Below are 16348 nucleotides of genomic sequence, written 5' to 3' on the forward strand. Positions count from 1 at the left end.
TCTCCCCCTTTTAATCAATGAACCTCAATCATAATCGCGTCGCCTTGACCACCGCCGCTGCAAATCGAAGCAATTCCAATTCCGCCGCCGCGCTGCTTCAGCGCATGAATAAGCGTTACAATAATCCGTGCTCCACTTGCTCCAATTGGATGTCCCATCGCAACCGCGCCACCGTTTACGTTAATTTTTTCCGGATCAATTCCAGCAATATTTGCACTCGCAATTGCAACTGCTGCAAAAGCTTCATTGATTTCGAATAAATCAATTTCATCCACTGTCTTACCTGTTTTTTTCAAAAGTTCATTAATTACATAACCTGGCGTTCTCGGAAAATCTTTCGCTTCTACTGCAATTGCTGTATGCGCTAAAATCGTTGCTAACGGCTTTCTTCCTTCTTGCTGCGCTCTGTCCTCGCTCATTAATACAAGTGCTGCCCCGCCGTCATTTAGTCCTGGTGCATTCCCAGCTGTTACTGCCGCTGTTTTATCAAATACAGGTTTTAATTTTGCTAGCTTTTCAATTGTTGTATCTTCACGCGGCGCTTCATCTTTCGCTACAACAATTGGGTCTCCTTTTCGCTGTGGTACAGATACAGTTACGATTTCCTCTTCAAATCGCCCTTCTTTTTGCGCAGCAACCGCACGCTGATGACTGCGATACGCCCATTCATCTTGCGCTTCGCGAGAGATCCCATCTTCCTTCGCGACTTCCCCACCATACACGCCCATATGTATGCCAGAAAATGAACACGTTAAGCCATCTACTACATTTAAATCAGCAACTTCATTATGTCCCATCCGGTATCCCCAGCGCGCACCTTGTAAAATATAAGGACTATTACTCATCGATTCCATTCCGCCCGCTACAATAAGCGTTTGATCTCCGGTACGAATAATTTGGTCCGCTAACGTCACGGAGCGAAGCCCGGATGCACAAACTTTATTCACTGTTTCTGTACGAGTTTCCCAAGGAATCCCTGCTTCTCTCGCCGCTTGGCGCGAAGGAATTTGTCCCTGTCCTCCTTGAACCACCGCTCCAAATATAACTTCTTCAACATCGTTTGCAGCAACATCTGCTCGCTCAAGCGCAGCTTTAATCGCAATTCCTCCAAGTTCCGTTGCTTTTACATCCTTTAAAGATCCCCCAAACTTTCCAACCGGTGTTCTTGCAGCACTTAAAATAACTGTTCTTACCAAGTTTCTTTCCCCCATTTCTTTTTTTTTCGGCGCTGAGCGCCCGCTCGGTACTCCTACGTTGAGAAGAGGTGCAAATCTTGCACCTCTTTCTAAAGTTGTATGGATTCTTACGTATTACATAGCTTCTTTCTTAGACCCAATTACAGAGCGTTCTAAAATCTCTGTTACATCAAGTGTCTGAACTTGTTCTTCTACCTCTTTTGCTTTCGTACCGTCACTAATCATCGTTAAACAGTACGGACATCCCGTACCAATGATTGACGGTTTCACAGCAAGCGCTTGCTCTGTACGTGCAACGTTAATGCGCGAGCCTGTCGTTTCTTCCATCCACATAAGCCCGCCACCTGCGCCGCAGCACATGCCCGTTTCACGGTTACGTTCCATTTCAACAACTTTTACACCTGGAATTGCTTTTAAAATACTGCGCGGTGCTTCATATACTTCGTTGTATCTTCCTAAATAACAGGAATCATGATACGTAATCGTTTCTTCAATACGGTGAACCGGCTCTAATCGCCCTTCTTTCACCCACTGTGCTAATAATTCTGTATGATGATAGACTTCTGCTTGTAGGCCAAAGTCTGGATACTCATTTTTAAATGTGTTATAGGCATGCGGATCAATCGTAACGATTTTCTTCACACCTGCTTTTTCAAACTCCTCAATATTCTTAGTTGCCATCTCTTGGAACACGAATTCATTTCCGAGGCGGCGCGGCGTATCTCCAGAGTTCTTTTCTTTGTTACCAAGAATCGCAAATGATATGCCAGCTTTATTCATCAGCTTCGCAAATGATATTGCAATTTTCTGACTGCGATTATCATACGATCCCATTGATCCAACCCAGAATAAATATTCAAATTCTTCGCCAGCTTTTGTTTTCTCTTTTACAGTCGGAACTGTTACTTCATCATCGCCTTGGCGCCATGTTTCACGCTCTTTACGATTCAGCCCCCACGGGTTCCCTTGGCGTTCAATATTTGTCATTGCACGCTGCGCTTCTGGATCCATCTTTCCTTCTGTTAAAACGAGATAACGGCGTAAATCAATGACTTTGTCGACGTGCTCATTCATAACTGGGCACTGATCTTCACAGTTACGGCACGTTGTACATGCCCAAATTTCTTCTTCTGTAATGACGTCCCCAATCAAGCTTGGATCATAAGCAAGTGCCGTTGCAGCCGATTCTTGTTGTCCTTGCCCCGCTGCCATCATCGCTAACTGATTTCCTTGTGTATTGTTAAAGGCAACTGCCGGAACCCATGGTACCTTTGATGTCACCGCTGCCCCTTTATCTGTCAAATGATCGCGAAGCTTTACAATTAAATCCATTGGTGACAACATCTTGCCCGTCCCTGTTGCCGGGCACATATTTGTACAGCGGCCGCACTCTACACAAGCGTATAAATCAATGAGCTGAGTCTGTCTAAAGTCTTCAATTTTTCCAACACCAAATGTTTCTTGTGTTTCATCTTCAAAATCAATCTTTTCAAGCTTTCCTGGATTAGAAAGACGACTAAAGAATACATTGGCCGGTCCAGCAATTAAATGTGCATGTTTTGACTGTGGTACATAAACTAAGAACGTTAACAAAATAAGTAGATGCACCCACCAAGAGAAATAGAACACCGAAATGGCTACGGTTTCATTTATCCCTGAAAAAACGTAAGCAATTCCAGAAGCAATCGGTTCGCTCCATGAAAGCTCCTCCCCGTGCCATATAATGCCCATACCGTTACCAAGTAGTACAGAAAGCATTAAGCCCCCGATAAAAATAAGAACAAGGCCTGATTTAAAATTACGTTTTAAACGAACAAGCTTTTCAACGTATCTTCTATGAAAAGCCCAAAATACTGCGATTAAAATCATTAGTGTGACAATTTCCTGGAAGAATGTAAATGCAGGGTATAGTGGTCCAAGTGGAAGATGTGATCCTGGTGCAAGTCCTTTCCAAATGAAGTCAATTGCTCCAAATTGGACAAGAATAAATCCATAAAAAAACATAACGTGCATGATACCGCTTTTTTTATCTTTCAGCAACTTCTTCTGACCGAAAACGTTAACCTTCAGAAGATCCCATCGTTCTTTAAAGCGGCGATCAAATTCTACTTTTTTTCCTAATTGTATGTAGGCCATCCTCGTTCGTATAAGATATACAAACAAATACCCCGCATAAGCAATAACAGCAATGGCAGCCAGCCAATTCATGATCAGTAAGCTATTCATTTTTATGCTACCCCTCTCTTTGTAAGCCCTCTTTCTTTTAGAATCTTCGAAAATAAATAATTTTCTGAATTATATCCCCTATCCCCATTATATAATGAGTGAGCATTCAGTCAACAGTTTTTTGTTATACAACAACACATTTTTTCATAAAGCTGTTTATTTGGGTGAAAATATAAGAATGAATTCTTAGGAGGTAATTTGATTATGCTCTTTTTATCTCTCTTACTAATATGTTTTGTCATATGGGTCCTACTCGACTTTTTATTTGGAAGGAAACATCATTTAAAAAAAATAAGGCCCCGCTCTTTTCCTTTAAGACGAAGCAATTTTAAATTGTATACATGGGGAACCAATTTATACAATGATTTATTTATGGATATACAACAAGCAAATCATCATATACATATTTTATTTTTCATTGTCAAAAATGATGAAATTAGTCAAAATTTTTTACAGCTTCTCACTGAAAAAGCAAAGCAAGGTATACAAGTACGTCTTCTACTCGATCGTATAGGAAGTCATCATTTATCGGATGAATCTATTCGTTCACTGCGAGAGCACGGTGTATCTTTTTCATATTGTCATAAAATCAAATTTCCTTTTCTCTTTTTTTCCGCAAATCAAAGAAACCATCGCAAAATTACGATTATTGATGGGAAAATTGGTTATATCGGCGGATTCAATATCGGAGAGGAATATTTAGGGCATAATCCTAAATTGGGTTTGTGGCGCGATTATCATTTGCGCCTAACCGGAGAAGGCGTGCAAGATTTACAAAAACAATTTTTACACGATTGGCGTGATGATACAAATGAAGATTTACTAGAAGAAGCGTCATTTTTTCCTAAACAAGCACCAGGTCCTATGCTACAACGCTTTATCCCAACAGACGGTGCTTATTTACAGGAAACATTTGTATCACTTATTGAAAGTGCAAAAGAAGAACTCTACATTGGCACACCCTATTTCATTCCGGGAAAAGTAGTAATGAATGCTTTATTACAAGCGAAAAAACGTGGTGTTCACATTACAATTCTTGTACCCCAAAAAGCAGATCACCCACTCGTTCGCGAAGCTAAATTACCATACTGCCGGAAATTGATGAAAGCAGGCTGTAACATTTATGAATTTCAGCAAGGGTTCTTTCACGCAAAAATTATTATGGTAGATGACCATACTTGTGATATTGGAACAGCTAATGTTGACATGAGAAGTTTATATATCAATCACGAAATAAATTGTCTCTTATATGATTCAGCTTTTATACAAGAAATTAAAACGAAAATTAATGAAGACATAGAAGGATCTGTACTACTTTCTTGGAAAGATGTTTCCTCCCTATCTTTTATTGATAAAGGAAAGGAATGGATTGGGACATTGCTGGCGTTTTTCTTATAACACAACTTACAAAGTAACGAGGTGTTTCATACATGATCATACGCTTTGGATATGTCTCACATGCAGTCGCATTGTGGGACTGTTCTCCTGCCAAAACAATGACATTTACAACGTGGAGCAAGCTAGGAAAACAAGAACGAGAAGAAAAATTATATAACATTACAATACAAAATCTTATGCATACATTACGTATCCTTCATTACAATATCGCACATGAAATTCCATTATACCGATTATCATCTTCCATTGTTCCACTAGCAACCCATCCTGAAGTCGATTTTGATTATATCAATATCTTTAAACCACTTTGGCATAAGATAGGGGAATTAATTCGAGAGCATAACTTACGGGTTAGCTTTCATCCAAACCAGTTCACATTATTTACAAGTGAAAAATCTCATATCACAGACAATGCTGTGTTAGATATGACATATCACTATAATGTATTAGATGCAATGAGTTTAGCGGATTCTTCTTATATTAATATTCATGTAGGTGGTGCATATGGTAACAAAGAAAAAGCAATTCTGCGCTTTCATGAGAATATAAAAAAGCTTCCATCACCTATCAAACAGCAAATGACACTTGAAAATGATGATAAAACATATACAGCTTCTGAAACATTAGCTATTTGCCAGGAAGAAAGAATTCCTTTTGTCTTTGATTATCATCATCACATAGCAAATATTTGTGATGAACCGTTAGAGGAACTACTACCAGTTATTTTCGAAACGTGGAATCATACACATACAGTTCCTAAAGTCCATATTTCTTCACCGAGGTCAGAAAAGGAATTCAGAGCTCACGCTGACTATATTGATGCTGCATTTATAAAACCTTTTTTACACATTGCCAAGGTCATGAATCAGGACTTCGATATCATGATTGAGAGCAAACAAAAAGATTTAGCACTGTTTCAGTTAGTCGATGAGCTTGCTTCTATAAGAGGAATAAAACGGACAAGCGGTGCAACGTTACAATGGTAATTGTAACGTTCAGGCTGTGGAGAAAGTCTTATCCACAACCTGAAAAAAGAACCCATCAATGGGTTCTTTTTCTATCTTAATGTTCAAATGGTAAATCTGAGGCTAATTGTACTTGTTCCTGTTGATTTGTTAATGCGTGATCTTGACTCACTCCGAACGCAACACCAGCGAGCATTGCTATCGCCATTAAACCACATGCAAGAAATTTTTTCATCACTTATCACCCTATGTGCTATTTTTTCTAAATATATCATGAAATAATTTCTTAAAAAAATGCAATTATGCATATTCTCGTATGATTTCATTATTTAAAAATATAAAGTGAAACTTCCATCAGCGGGGGGTTCTTAATCCTACACTGATGGCTAACTCTCGCCGATTAGGCATTTACGGAAAATTATCTTTCACCTATCTTCCTCATTTCTCCCTGAATCTTGAGGTGGGAGTCCTACTGCCCGCGAATAGCGGATAAATTTAATTAGTGAGAGAATATTGTCCGTTCATTACGACCAGCTAAGTCCTTTTTTGCTAACAATGTTTCTTTGTAAGAATGTAAATCTAGTAAATCAAAAAATAATAAAGCCTTTTCATAAACAAATGTAATTTCACTCGGCGGATGGATTAATTTCTCTAAGCACTCTCCCTTTTGGTAGTACAGTTGTCCAAGAAGCTTCATACTCCCAATAAGACGCGACGTTTCAATTGCTTTGTCTACTTGCTGGAGCGATTTTTCATATTCATTATTTAAATATAGAGATTTTGCATAATTATATCGAACTTTAACAACAAAATCCTGATCACTCTGTAATGACTCAAGCTGTTTTAAAATATCTTGAAATAATGTAATCGCTTTTTCTAAATGGTTATTTTCTGCATAAATACTAGCAATCGAATTTTCAATATATAAATTTTGAAACACATCCACCCCGCCATACTGCTGATGAATTATATTTTTCAGCTCTGAAATGCAATATTCAAAATTAACCTTCTTTAAAGCATAAGCAGATAAATGATAATACCATAGAAGAAACTGCTTAAATTCAGGGTGACTTTCTTCTTTCTTAAGCTCTTCTGAAACAATTTTGTGGATTTCAGCATATTGCTTCTTCTTACACAATATTTGAATTTGATCCTTAAACTGCTTCTTTCTTTCAATATCAGAATAAATGAGAACTTCATAAAAATGAATGATGGGAACTTGTAATTTCGCTGCAATCCCTTGAAGTATATCCATACTTGGATATACTGCTCCTGACTCAATCCTGCTTACTTCTGATTGATGACATATATTATCAGACAACTGCTTTTGTGTTAAACCTCTTAACATTCTAATTTTCTTTATTTCAGCTCCCAGCTTTTCTGCGTGCATAATAGCTCACCATCCCATTACAGAAATCTAACTTTTCAAGTTGTCATACCACTAGAATAATGGTTTTTCGACATTTTTAGACATGAAATATTGCATAATATGTATCATTTAGCAAACTTTTCTTGTAAATTATCTTATACAAATACAATACTCTAAGTGTTAGAGATAAGTGATAGAAAAGTTGCTAGTACATTCCTTACTTTTGTTCTACTGTATCCTTTATCAATAGAAGTAATTTTCGTGTCCCAAAATTGATAAAAGTGAAGTGAATGTTGAAGTTACTCAACCTAGTTTGATAATTAGTAAATAAAATGAACCACAAAACGTCAAAGTAGGAAATATTGCTAAAACTACTTAAAAGGTGAAGTACAAGAGGCTAACGCGTAACAAAAACAAGTTACCACTGAAAAAATGTTGATTTTCAACTTACAAGAAAACCAAACCAAAGTATATCTTTTCCAAATATATAAAAATGACAAAGTATATGGTCAAGACATCATTGTTAAAGTAGATAAACATGAGGTAATTAAAACTGTTAGTGGTAAAATTCACAAAAATATAGAACAGCAACCTATTCTTACTATAACAAATTTTTTGTCGAAAAATGAAGCAAAATCTATATTATGTCATACACTTTAAATTCTAGTGATAGAGATTCAAAAAAGAAAAAAAGATGTTTACCACTATAAATGGTAAACATCTTTTTATATCCATCCCTTTTCTTCTGCAATCGAAATGGCTTCAATTCTATTTTTAGCATTTAATTTCGTTAATACCTCTGAAATATAATTGCGTACTGTACCAGGAGAAAGATAAAGGGCCTTCGCAATTTCATTCGCTGTTTTCCCTTCTTTCGCCAATTGAAGCACTTCTTTCTCACGATCTGATAACGGGTTTTGCTCTTGCCATAGTCCAAACATTAATTCCGGAGAAATCTCTCGCTTTCCCTTCATTACATTACGAATTGCTGCCGCTAAATCTTCACTTGGACTATCTTTTAATAAATAGCCATGAACACCAGCCTTCATCGCTCTTTCAAAATAACCTGGTCGTGCAAACGTTGTTAAAATCATTACCCTACATGATAATTTTTTCTTCTGTAATGTTTCAGCAACATCCAATCCACTTTGAATCGGCATTTCAATATCCATAATACTTACATCTGGCTGCAGTTTTTCAATTAATTTTAAAGCTTCTTCCCCATTCTCTGCTTGCCCAACCACTTCAATATCTTCTTCTAAATCAAGTAGAGCACCTAACGCCCCGCGCAACATTCGTTGATCTTCAGCAATAATAATTCGAATCATGCTCTCACCTCATCTTTTCCTGTTCTAATTACAATTGGAACTTTCACCGTTAACATCGTTCCACGATTGATTCCATCTAACTCTAGCGTCCCATCAATAAGAGCGAGTCGTTCCCTCATACCTAATATGCCATTTCCATCTTTACCTTGCACTTGTAACCCTACTCCATTATCCTGAACCTGCAAAGTCAGTTCTCCTTGTGTTTCAAATAAAGAAACTGTACATGCCGTTGCCTTACTATGTTTGACAACATTCGTTACCGCTTCCCGCAAACACATCCCTAAAATATTTTGCTCAAGTGGTGATAATGCACCAGAACTCGCCTTTTGCTCTACCTCTAGTGAAATATTAGCAGCTTGTAAGATAGCCTTTATTTGTTCAAGCTCTTCTTCCACAGTAATCATCCGCATATCAGAAATTAACTCCCGAAGTTGCTTTAAAGCTGTACGCGACGTCTGTGTAATTTCCTTTGCCTCAAGACTTGCACGTTCTGGATTTTTCACAATCAGTTTCTCAACAAGCTGACTTTTTAAAGTAATAAGAGATAATGTATGCCCTAATGTATCGTGGAGGTCCCTTGCAATTCGCTGACGTTCTTCACGTTTTACTAGGTCTTTAATTTGTTCATTGGCTTCACTTAACTGATGTCTTAATATCTTTTTTTGGTTGAAATTCCGCATAGCAAATGGTGTAATAAGCATTAAAATAAACATCGGTAAAGATCCGAATATAGATGTTAATGTAAAGTTCTTGCTATACACCAATACAAAAGTAACAAGCATTGTTCCTAAAAAAAGTACTAGTAGACGGAAGGCTTTTTTCGTTGGTGTAAATCCTATTGCATTTGCTGTAAAAAATCCTAAATAGATAAAATACGGATTGTAAAAAACCCCAAATAAAAATACAATCACCATCTGAGTACATGCCCATAAAATAAATGTCTTTTCTACAAAATAAAGCTGACGATATGCAATGACAAAGACCACTAACATACCGCTTCCTAATATTAGTTTCCATCCTGATTCATTAGATAAACCGTATATTGGAAACGCCAAGTATACAAACCACATATATGGGAAGAATCCCATATGTTTTGGAAAAAGTTCAAACTGCTTCTTCTCTATCATGTTATACCGCTTCCTGTCTTTTTCTTATATATATTGATATTACAACAAACATAAGGAAATAACCTCCTAAAATCGCAATATTCTCCCAGCCTATAGATTTGCCTGCTACAATATCCCATGCACCGCTTCCGAAATGATATGTCGGTGTCCATTCTCCAATAGATCTTAATACCTTCGGAAACACTTCAATCGGCATCCATAAACCGCCTAGTACTGCTAAACTCATATTTAAAATATTAGCGAGCCCAGCAGCTGCATCTGCTTTCTTAATTGAACCTACAACCGTTCCAAGTGCTAAAAATGGTGTCACACCTAGTAATAGCCATAATCCCGCGCCAATCCATTGTCCAATTGTTAATTCCACGTTATTAATTAATATGCCTGCAACAAAGATTACAAGTATTGAAAAAGCATTTACCACTGTTTGGGCAATAATCTTAGCTGTTAAATATGCACCCTCTGGAAGTGGTGTAATTTTCAAAAGATGTGTCCATCCTTGCCCCTTTTCTTGAGAAAGTCTCACACCAAAACTAAAAAGCGCTGTTCCTACAATACTGAAAGTAGCCATCGAAATTAAATAATGTGCTTTCCAAGCATCTCCATTTTGTGGTACTTGAATGACATTCGTAAAAATGTAATAGAACATAACTGGCATTAATAGTGAGAAAAAGATAAATAATTTATTGCGGAATGTACGTAAAATCTCTATTTTGCATTGCATCCATAATGCTTTCATGCGATTCCCTCCTTCTGATTTGCGATAAACTGTTCAAACGCTTCATCAAGACTTCCACGCTCAACTGAAATATCTGTAACAGGTAAATTCTCTTTATAAATTGCTTGCAACGTAGCATCCGTATCATCTGTTGTGAGAATAACGCGCTGTTCATGGAACTGTACTCCTGTTACATGCGGTAACTCCTTCAGCAAGCCTGTAGGAATTTTTTCTTTTGGATAAAATGAAATGGTTTTTCGAGAAATCGTCGCTTTCATTTCCTCAGGTGTACCATCTGCAATGATTTTTCCATTTGCAAATAATAAAATACGATCCGCTAGTGCATCAGCTTCTTCTAAATAATGCGTTGTTAAAATAATCGTTTTCCCTTCACTCGCTAACTTTCGAATCGTTTCCCAGAAGGTCTTTCTAGACGTAATATCCATTCCTACAGTCGGTTCATCTAAAAATAATAAATCCGGATTTCCAGCAAGTGCGAGCGCAAAATTTAAACGTCTTTTCTGACCACCAGATAGTTTTTCACATCGTTGCTTTATTTCTGACTCTAAGTTTGATAACTGAAGCAATGTTTCTTTTGCAACCAGATTCGTATAATAACTACGAAACAGATCAATTGCCTCGCCAACTGATATACTATCAATCACACTTACCTCTTGTAACATTGCGCCAAGACGATTACGAACATCTCGATGCTTGGGACTCTTCCCAAATATAGAAACACTTCCTTCTGATGGATCTTTTAATCCTAGCATCATTGAGATTGTTGTTGTTTTTCCCGCACCATTTGGCCCAAGGAGTGCAACAATTTGCCCTTTCTCCACATGAAATGAAACTTTATTTACAGCCTTTTTATGTTTAAATGTTTTCGAAACACCATTTACTTCAATAATCTTTTCCATCTCTCCACCTCCGTCATTCCTTATATTTACATTGTATAAATTGGAAGAGATGGAAAACAGTAAGATACGTCATGATATGCATATGACAGTTGTCATGAAATTCTTATGAAATGAGTCACACTACTATGTTCTATACCTCTGCAAATCCTTTATAGAGAGGAGCTAATAGCACGCAAGTAGCAGGACAAAAACAAACATGATACAATCGTGTAAGATATACATTCGAGGAAGGACAGTGGTTTTTTTTATGATCATTCGTAATGAACAAGATTTAGAAGGTTTACGAAAAATCGGCCGCGTTGTTGCGCTCGCACGTGAAGAAATGAAAAAGCAAGCGAAACCAGGCATGACAACGAAGGAACTTGATTTGATCGGCAAAAAAGTATTAGACGAGCACGGTGCCATTTCTGCACCTGAAAAAGAATATGATTTCCCAGGTGTAACTTGTATTAGTGTCAATGAAGAAGTTGCTCATGGTATTCCAAAAGATCAAGTATTAAAAGAAGGCGACTTAGTAAATGTGGATGTATCTGCGGCACTTGACGGTTACTATGCAGATACAGGTATTTCTTTTGTTCTTGGGCAAGATGAAGAAAAAGAAAAACTTTGCCAAGCTGCAGTAGACGCGTTTTGGGCAGCAATGAAAAAAGTAAAAGCTGGTTCAAAACAAAACCAAATCGGTCGTGCGGTTTCCAATTTTGCACATAAAAATGGCTATGCAGTCATCCAAAACTTAACAGGACACGGCATTGGGCTTAGCTTACACGAAGCACCAAACCATATTTTAAGCTATTATGATCCAATGGATAATGCGCTTCTGAAAGACGGCCTTGTTATCGCTGTAGAACCATTTATCTCCATGAAAGCTGATCACATCATTGAACGCGGCGATGATGGCTGGACATTTGTAACACCAGATAAAAGCCTTGTTGCACAATGTGAACATACAGTTGTCGTAACACGTGATGAACCAATTATTTTAACTCAGCTATAAGAAATAAAAGGAATGCACATAGCATTCCTTTTTCTATACAAAAAAAAGAGAAATCAACCGTGATTTCTCTTTTTTCATATGGATATCTTACAGCTTCTAATGATTACCATGAAATGTGGAAACATGACAATCCTCTTGTTCAAAAGGTTCAAGCATGAGAAAAAGAAATCCCACCCTGAATTTCTTTTTCTCTACATAATCTAAAGCTTGGGTACACTAGATTCATGCAATTTAGGGGCCTTCAATTTGAAAGCGAACCTTTCTCTAGAATAATAGCACATACATCCCTTCTAAAAATATGCAAATATGCATACAGAATTATTCTCACTTTTATTTCTCAACTTTAATTAATTGAAAATACAAAAAATAAAAGATAGAATAGAGTCGTTATCCGTCTTCTTTTGTCAGTCAGATAGAATAGAAGAATGGGAGAGGAATATATGAAGAGAACATTGAAACAAAAAATAGTAAGCTCTTTGCTTGCTGCAACACTCGCTGTCAGTTTAGCTCCAATTGGACAAGCAAAAGCTGATTCTCCATCAGAAACTATTAAAACTCCATCTATTACAGAGCAAGTTGATGCTAACCGCGCAATCGAACATGTCCGTTTTTTATCAGAAACAATTGGTCCCCGTCCTGGTGGAACACAATCAGAACAATGGGCTTCTCGCTATGTTGGAATGAAATTAAAGTCAATGGGATATGAAGTAGAATACCAACCATTTGCTGTACCCGATCAATATGTAGGGTTCATTGAATCACCGTTGTCCAAATCGCGAAATTGGCAAGCCGGCGCTGCTCCAAATTCCCTTATTTCAACTGAAGCTGTTACGGCTCCCCTCATTTTTGTGCCAAATGGGACAAAGTTAGACGAAATTCCAAATGAAGTAAATGGAAAAATTGTCTTATTTGAAAGAGGCGCAACAGTAGCAGATTACAACAAACAAGTAGAAAATGCTGTAGCAAAAGGTGCAAAAGGCGTTCTCTTATATAGTTTAATTGGTGGGCGCGGCAACTATGGACAAACGTTCAATCCAAGATTAACGAAAAAACAATCAATCCCTGTATTTGGTCTTGCTTATGCACAAGGAAATGCCTTCAAAGAGGAATTGGCAAAAAAAGGTGATACAATTCTTTCTTTAAAAGCACGACATGAATCAAACTTACAATCTCTAAATGTTATCGCGAAAAAGAAACCAAAAAACAGCACTGGAAATGAAAAAGCTGTTATTGTAAGTTCCCACTATGATAGCGTAATCGGAGCACCTGGAGCGAATGACAATGCTTCTGGAACAGGATTAGTATTAGAATTAGCTCGCGCGTTTCAAAATGTAGAAACCGATAAAGAAATCCGCTTTATTGCTTTTGGCTCAGAGGAGATGGGTCTACTTGGCTCTGAACACTACGTTGACAACTTATCAAAGCAAGAACGTGATCGTATTTTAGGTGTTTTCAATGCTGATATGGTTGCTACAAGCTATGATAAAGCGAAAAATTTATACGCAATGACGCCAGATGGTTCTACGAATCTTGTAACAGATGCTACACTAAATGCTGCTAAACAATTAAATAATAATCTTGTGCTGCAAGGAAAATTCGGTTCTAGTGACCATGTGCCATTTGCTTACGCGGGCATTCCTGCAGCTCTATTCATTTGGATGGGAGTAGATAGTTGGGATCCACTTATCTATCACATTGAAAAGGTATACCACACACCACAAGATAACATTCTAGAAAACATGTCATCTGAGCGTATGAAAATGGCGTTAGATGTCATTGGTACTGGTGTTTATGATGTTATTCAAAAGCCAGCTGCAAGCCAAGGACAGAGAGCCGCCTAATCATATTCAAAGCCACCGTTTACAATTAATCGGTGGCTTTTTATTGAGAAAAAATAAATATGCATAAAAGCATATTTATTACAAGGTATTATCATGTAGAATACCAAATGTAACAATAACTATTATTCCTAAATAAGAATGTATTTCTATTATGAAAAAACGATTCCTGCAGATGCATTAACTTTTGTTGGATTAACAAGAACTACTGCCTTTGTTTCAGAAACAAAAGCTAACTCTGCAATCATTTAAGAACAAAGTTTTACAAAATACTATTTCTAACTTCGCCGTAAAGATGGCTATGCAGTCATTCAAAACTTAATGGAACATGGCATTCGCTTCTTAAAGAGAGTTTTATTATCACTTTAAAGCCGTTCATCTCTATGAAAGCTGACCATATTATTGAGCTGCTGATTGAGTCCACTTTGAAAGCGCCCTCTTTTTCCGATAAAAAAGACTCCCTTCAGGTTGCATTCTTTTCTTCACCTTATCATGAAGTTTTTTTGAATATCTACCTAAAGGGAGTACTATCAATAGTAATTTTTTAATTTGTCCACTACTCAGATTACAGTGTAATCAATAATCTAAAGCTTTTTTATTCTTTTATTCTTTGACGAGCGAATAGAATTCCACCTAAAAGGAATAATACCATACCTCCAACAATTGAAATCATTTCCGATGATGTTCCTCCTGTGTTAGGAAGTAATGCTGTCGGCTTATCATTTTCTTTAGTAGGTGGAACTTTGGCATCGTTATTTGAGTTTGTACCTGGCTCTTTACCTGGATCTGTGCCTGGTTCTTTACCTGGATCTGTGCCTGGTTCTTTACCTGGATCTGTAGGAACTTCACCTGTTCCGTCCTTGATTTTTGTATTCGTGATGTCATAACCGTTTACTTCGGATTGGTATCCATCTACCGGTTGTTCTTTCACTTCATACTTATATGCTTTGCCTTCTGCATCGTAGGCTGCTAAATCTGTAAACACATATTTCCAACCTGTTGCTTCGCTCACTTCTTGTGTTGCGATCACTTTACCATTTTGTAGTAAGTCTACTTTGATCATTTCCGGACGATCTTTCGCATTGTCGTCTTTCCATGTTTTCGTTCCTTCTACTTTTGTTTGACCTACTTTTGTATTCGTGATGTCATAACCGTTTATTTTTGATTCATATCCGTCTACTGCTTGTTCTTTCACTTCATACTTGTATGCCTTACCTTCGGCATCATATGCCGCTAAATCTTTGAATTCATACTTCCAACCGCTTACCTCTGTTACTTCTTGCGTTGCGATCACTTGGCCATTTTGTAGTAAGTCTACTTTAATCATTTCCGGACGATCTGTTGCGTTATCGTCTTTCCATGTTTTCGTTCCTTCTACTTTTGTTTGACCTACTTTTGTGTTCGTAATGTCATAACCGTTTACTTTTGATTCATATCCGTTTACGGCTTGTTCTTTCACTTCATACTTGTATGCCTTACCTTCGGCATCGTATGCCGCTAAATCTTTAAATTCATATTTCCAATCGCTTGCTTTACTTACTTCTTGCGTTGCGATCACTTCGCCATTTTGTAGTAAGTCTACTTTAATCATCGTCGGACGATCTTTCTCGTTATCGTCTTTCCATGTTTTCGTTCCTTCTACTTTTGTTTGACCTACTTTTGTGTTCGTAATGTCATAACCGTTTACTTTTGATTCATATCCGTCTACCGGTTGTTCTTTCACTTCATACTTGTATGCCTTACCTTCGGCATCGTATGCCGCTAAATCTTTAAATTCATATTTCCAATCGCTTGCTTTACTTACTTCTTGCGTTGCGATCACTTCGCCATTTTGTAGTAAGTCTACTTTAATCATCGTCGGACGATCTTTCTCGTTATCGTCTTTCCATGTTTTCGTTCCTTCTACTTTTGTTTGACCTACTTTTGTGTTCGTAATGTCATAACCGTTTACTTTTGATTCATATCCGTCTACCGGTTGTTCTTTCACTTCATACTTGTATGCCTTACCTTCGGCATCGTATGCCGCTAAATCTTTGAATTCATACTTCCAATCGCTCGCCTTACTTACTTCTTGCGTTGCGATCACTTCGCCATTTTGTAGTAAGTCTACTTTGATTGTTTTTGGACGATCTTTCGCATTGTCGTCCTTCCACGTTTTTGTTCCTTCTACTTTTGTTTGCGCCACTTTTGTATTTGTAATGTCATAACCATGTACTTCTGTTTGATATCCATCTACGGCTTGTTCTTTCACTTCATACTTATATGCTTTTCC

At 37.4% G+C, this 16348-nt stretch carries 13 protein-coding genes and 2 pseudogenes; 6 read left to right on the forward strand and 9 right to left on the reverse strand.

Features of this window, described 5'->3' with window-relative positions:
• Nucleotides 1–14: 14 nt before the first annotated feature.
• Nucleotides 15–1301: an acetyl-CoA C-acetyltransferase gene (locus Y7E_RS33895; protein ID WP_193352123.1), complete on the reverse strand. Its 1287-nt coding sequence runs from the start codon at nt 1299–1301 to the stop codon at nt 15–17.
• A 9-nt stretch (nt 1302–1310) separates the two neighbouring features.
• Nucleotides 1311–3422 (reverse strand): (Fe-S)-binding protein, encoded by a 2112-nt coding sequence (locus tag Y7E_RS0123000; protein ID WP_017153584.1) that lies wholly within the window; start codon nt 3420–3422, stop codon nt 1311–1313.
• Nucleotides 3423–3626: 204 nt separating this feature from the next.
• On the opposite strand from Y7E_RS0123000, the gene cls reads away from it, so the two are divergent.
• Together cls and uvsE are read left to right on the forward strand one after the other, a co-directional pair.
• Nucleotides 3627–4820, forward strand: coding sequence for a cardiolipin synthase (gene cls / locus Y7E_RS0123005; protein ID WP_026049321.1), 1194 nt, complete (start codon nt 3627–3629; stop codon nt 4818–4820).
• 32 nt (nt 4821–4852) lie between these two features.
• Entirely contained in the window at nt 4853–5806 is a 954-nt protein-coding gene (gene uvsE / locus Y7E_RS0123010; RefSeq protein ID WP_017153586.1) for a UV DNA damage repair endonuclease UvsE, read from the forward strand.
• 76 nt (nt 5807–5882) lie between these two features.
• Here the strand turns inward: uvsE and Y7E_RS0123015 are convergent, their stop codons facing one another.
• On the reverse strand, nt 5883–6020 hold the full coding sequence (locus Y7E_RS0123015; protein ID WP_017153587.1) for a quorum-sensing peptide PapR: 138 nt from the start codon (nt 6018–6020) through the stop codon (nt 5883–5885).
• Nucleotides 6021–6284: 264 nt separating this feature from the next.
• On the reverse strand, nt 6285–7175 hold the full coding sequence (locus Y7E_RS0123020; RefSeq protein WP_017153588.1) for a helix-turn-helix domain-containing protein: 891 nt from the start codon (nt 7173–7175) through the stop codon (nt 6285–6287).
• A 165-nt stretch (nt 7176–7340) separates the two neighbouring features.
• On the opposite strand from Y7E_RS0123020, the pseudogene Y7E_RS34900 reads away from it, so the two are divergent.
• Nucleotides 7341–7811 (forward strand): annotated as a pseudogene (locus Y7E_RS34900) (M4 family metallopeptidase); the annotation flags it as partial.
• Nucleotides 7812–7879: 68 nt separating this feature from the next.
• Here the strand turns inward: Y7E_RS34900 and Y7E_RS0123030 are convergent.
• Genes Y7E_RS0123030 through Y7E_RS0123045 form a run of 4 tightly spaced genes read right to left on the reverse strand, consistent with a single transcriptional unit; the run spans nt 7880 to nt 11244 of the window.
• Nucleotides 7880–8482, reverse strand: coding sequence for a response regulator transcription factor (locus Y7E_RS0123030; RefSeq protein ID WP_017153590.1), 603 nt, complete (start codon nt 8480–8482; stop codon nt 7880–7882).
• The gene (locus Y7E_RS0123035; RefSeq protein WP_017153591.1) at nt 8479–9609 is read right to left on the reverse strand and encodes a sensor histidine kinase; all 1131 of its coding nucleotides are present in this window, start codon (nt 9607–9609) and stop codon (nt 8479–8481) included. The genes Y7E_RS0123030 and Y7E_RS0123035 overlap by 4 nt, the downstream gene beginning before the upstream one ends.
• 1 nt (nt 9610) lies before the next feature.
• Nucleotides 9611–10345 (reverse strand): ABC transporter permease, encoded by a 735-nt coding sequence (locus Y7E_RS0123040; protein ID WP_017153592.1) that lies wholly within the window; start codon nt 10343–10345, stop codon nt 9611–9613.
• A complete protein-coding gene (locus tag Y7E_RS0123045; protein ID WP_017153593.1) occupies nt 10342–11244 on the reverse strand; it encodes an ABC transporter ATP-binding protein in 903 nt (300 codons plus the stop codon). The genes Y7E_RS0123040 and Y7E_RS0123045 overlap by 4 nt, the downstream gene beginning before the upstream one ends.
• Before the next feature lie 196 nt (nt 11245–11440).
• Here Y7E_RS0123045 and map point away from each other — a divergent pair, with 196 nt between their 5' ends.
• The 3 genes and pseudogenes from map to Y7E_RS34575 form a co-directional block, all read left to right on the forward strand.
• Complete coding sequence (map, locus tag Y7E_RS0123050) at nt 11441–12238, forward strand: type I methionyl aminopeptidase (protein WP_081584737.1); 798 nt, start codon at nt 11441–11443, stop codon at nt 12236–12238.
• A gap of 440 nt (nt 12239–12678) precedes the next feature.
• Nucleotides 12679–14079 (forward strand): M28 family metallopeptidase, encoded by a 1401-nt coding sequence (locus Y7E_RS0123055; protein WP_017153596.1) that lies wholly within the window; start codon nt 12679–12681, stop codon nt 14077–14079.
• Between the two features lie 247 nt (nt 14080–14326).
• Nucleotides 14327–14483, forward strand: a pseudogene (locus Y7E_RS34575) (type I methionyl aminopeptidase); the annotation flags it as partial.
• A gap of 188 nt (nt 14484–14671) precedes the next feature.
• Here the strand turns inward: Y7E_RS34575 and Y7E_RS0123060 are convergent.
• The coding region (locus tag Y7E_RS0123060) for a Cna B-type domain-containing protein (protein WP_017153597.1) at nt 14672–16348 on the reverse strand (1677 nt) is incomplete at its 5' end.

Source organism: Bacillus bingmayongensis, from assembly GCF_000299035.1.
Taxonomy (GTDB): domain Bacteria; phylum Bacillota; class Bacilli; order Bacillales; family Bacillaceae_G; genus Bacillus_A; species Bacillus_A bingmayongensis.

Bases quoted from the DNA above. Each gene is read 5' to 3' on its own strand.
- Y7E_RS0123000 (WP_017153584.1), bottom strand. From the start codon at position 3,422: ATGAATAGCTTACTGATCATGAATTGGCTGGCTGCCATTGCTGTTATT.
- cls (WP_026049321.1), top strand. From the start codon at position 3,627: ATGCTCTTTTTATCTCTCTTACTAATATGTTTTGTCATATGGGTCCTA.
- uvsE (WP_017153586.1), top strand. From the start codon at position 4,853: ATGATCATACGCTTTGGATATGTCTCACATGCAGTCGCATTGTGGGAC.
- Y7E_RS0123015 (WP_017153587.1), bottom strand. From the start codon at position 6,020: ATGAAAAAATTTCTTGCATGTGGTTTAATGGCGATAGCAATGCTCGCT.
- Y7E_RS0123020 (WP_017153588.1), bottom strand. From the start codon at position 7,175: ATGCACGCAGAAAAGCTGGGAGCTGAAATAAAGAAAATTAGAATGTTA.
- Y7E_RS0123030 (WP_017153590.1), bottom strand. From the start codon at position 8,482: ATGATTCGAATTATTATTGCTGAAGATCAACGAATGTTGCGCGGGGCG.
- Y7E_RS0123035 (WP_017153591.1), bottom strand. From the start codon at position 9,609: ATGATAGAGAAGAAGCAGTTTGAACTTTTTCCAAAACATATGGGATTC.
- Y7E_RS0123040 (WP_017153592.1), bottom strand. From the start codon at position 10,345: ATGAAAGCATTATGGATGCAATGCAAAATAGAGATTTTACGTACATTC.
- Y7E_RS0123045 (WP_017153593.1), bottom strand. From the start codon at position 11,244: ATGGAAAAGATTATTGAAGTAAATGGTGTTTCGAAAACATTTAAACAT.
- map (WP_081584737.1), top strand. From the start codon at position 11,441: ATGATACAATCGTGTAAGATATACATTCGAGGAAGGACAGTGGTTTTT.
- Y7E_RS0123055 (WP_017153596.1), top strand. From the start codon at position 12,679: ATGAAGAGAACATTGAAACAAAAAATAGTAAGCTCTTTGCTTGCTGCA.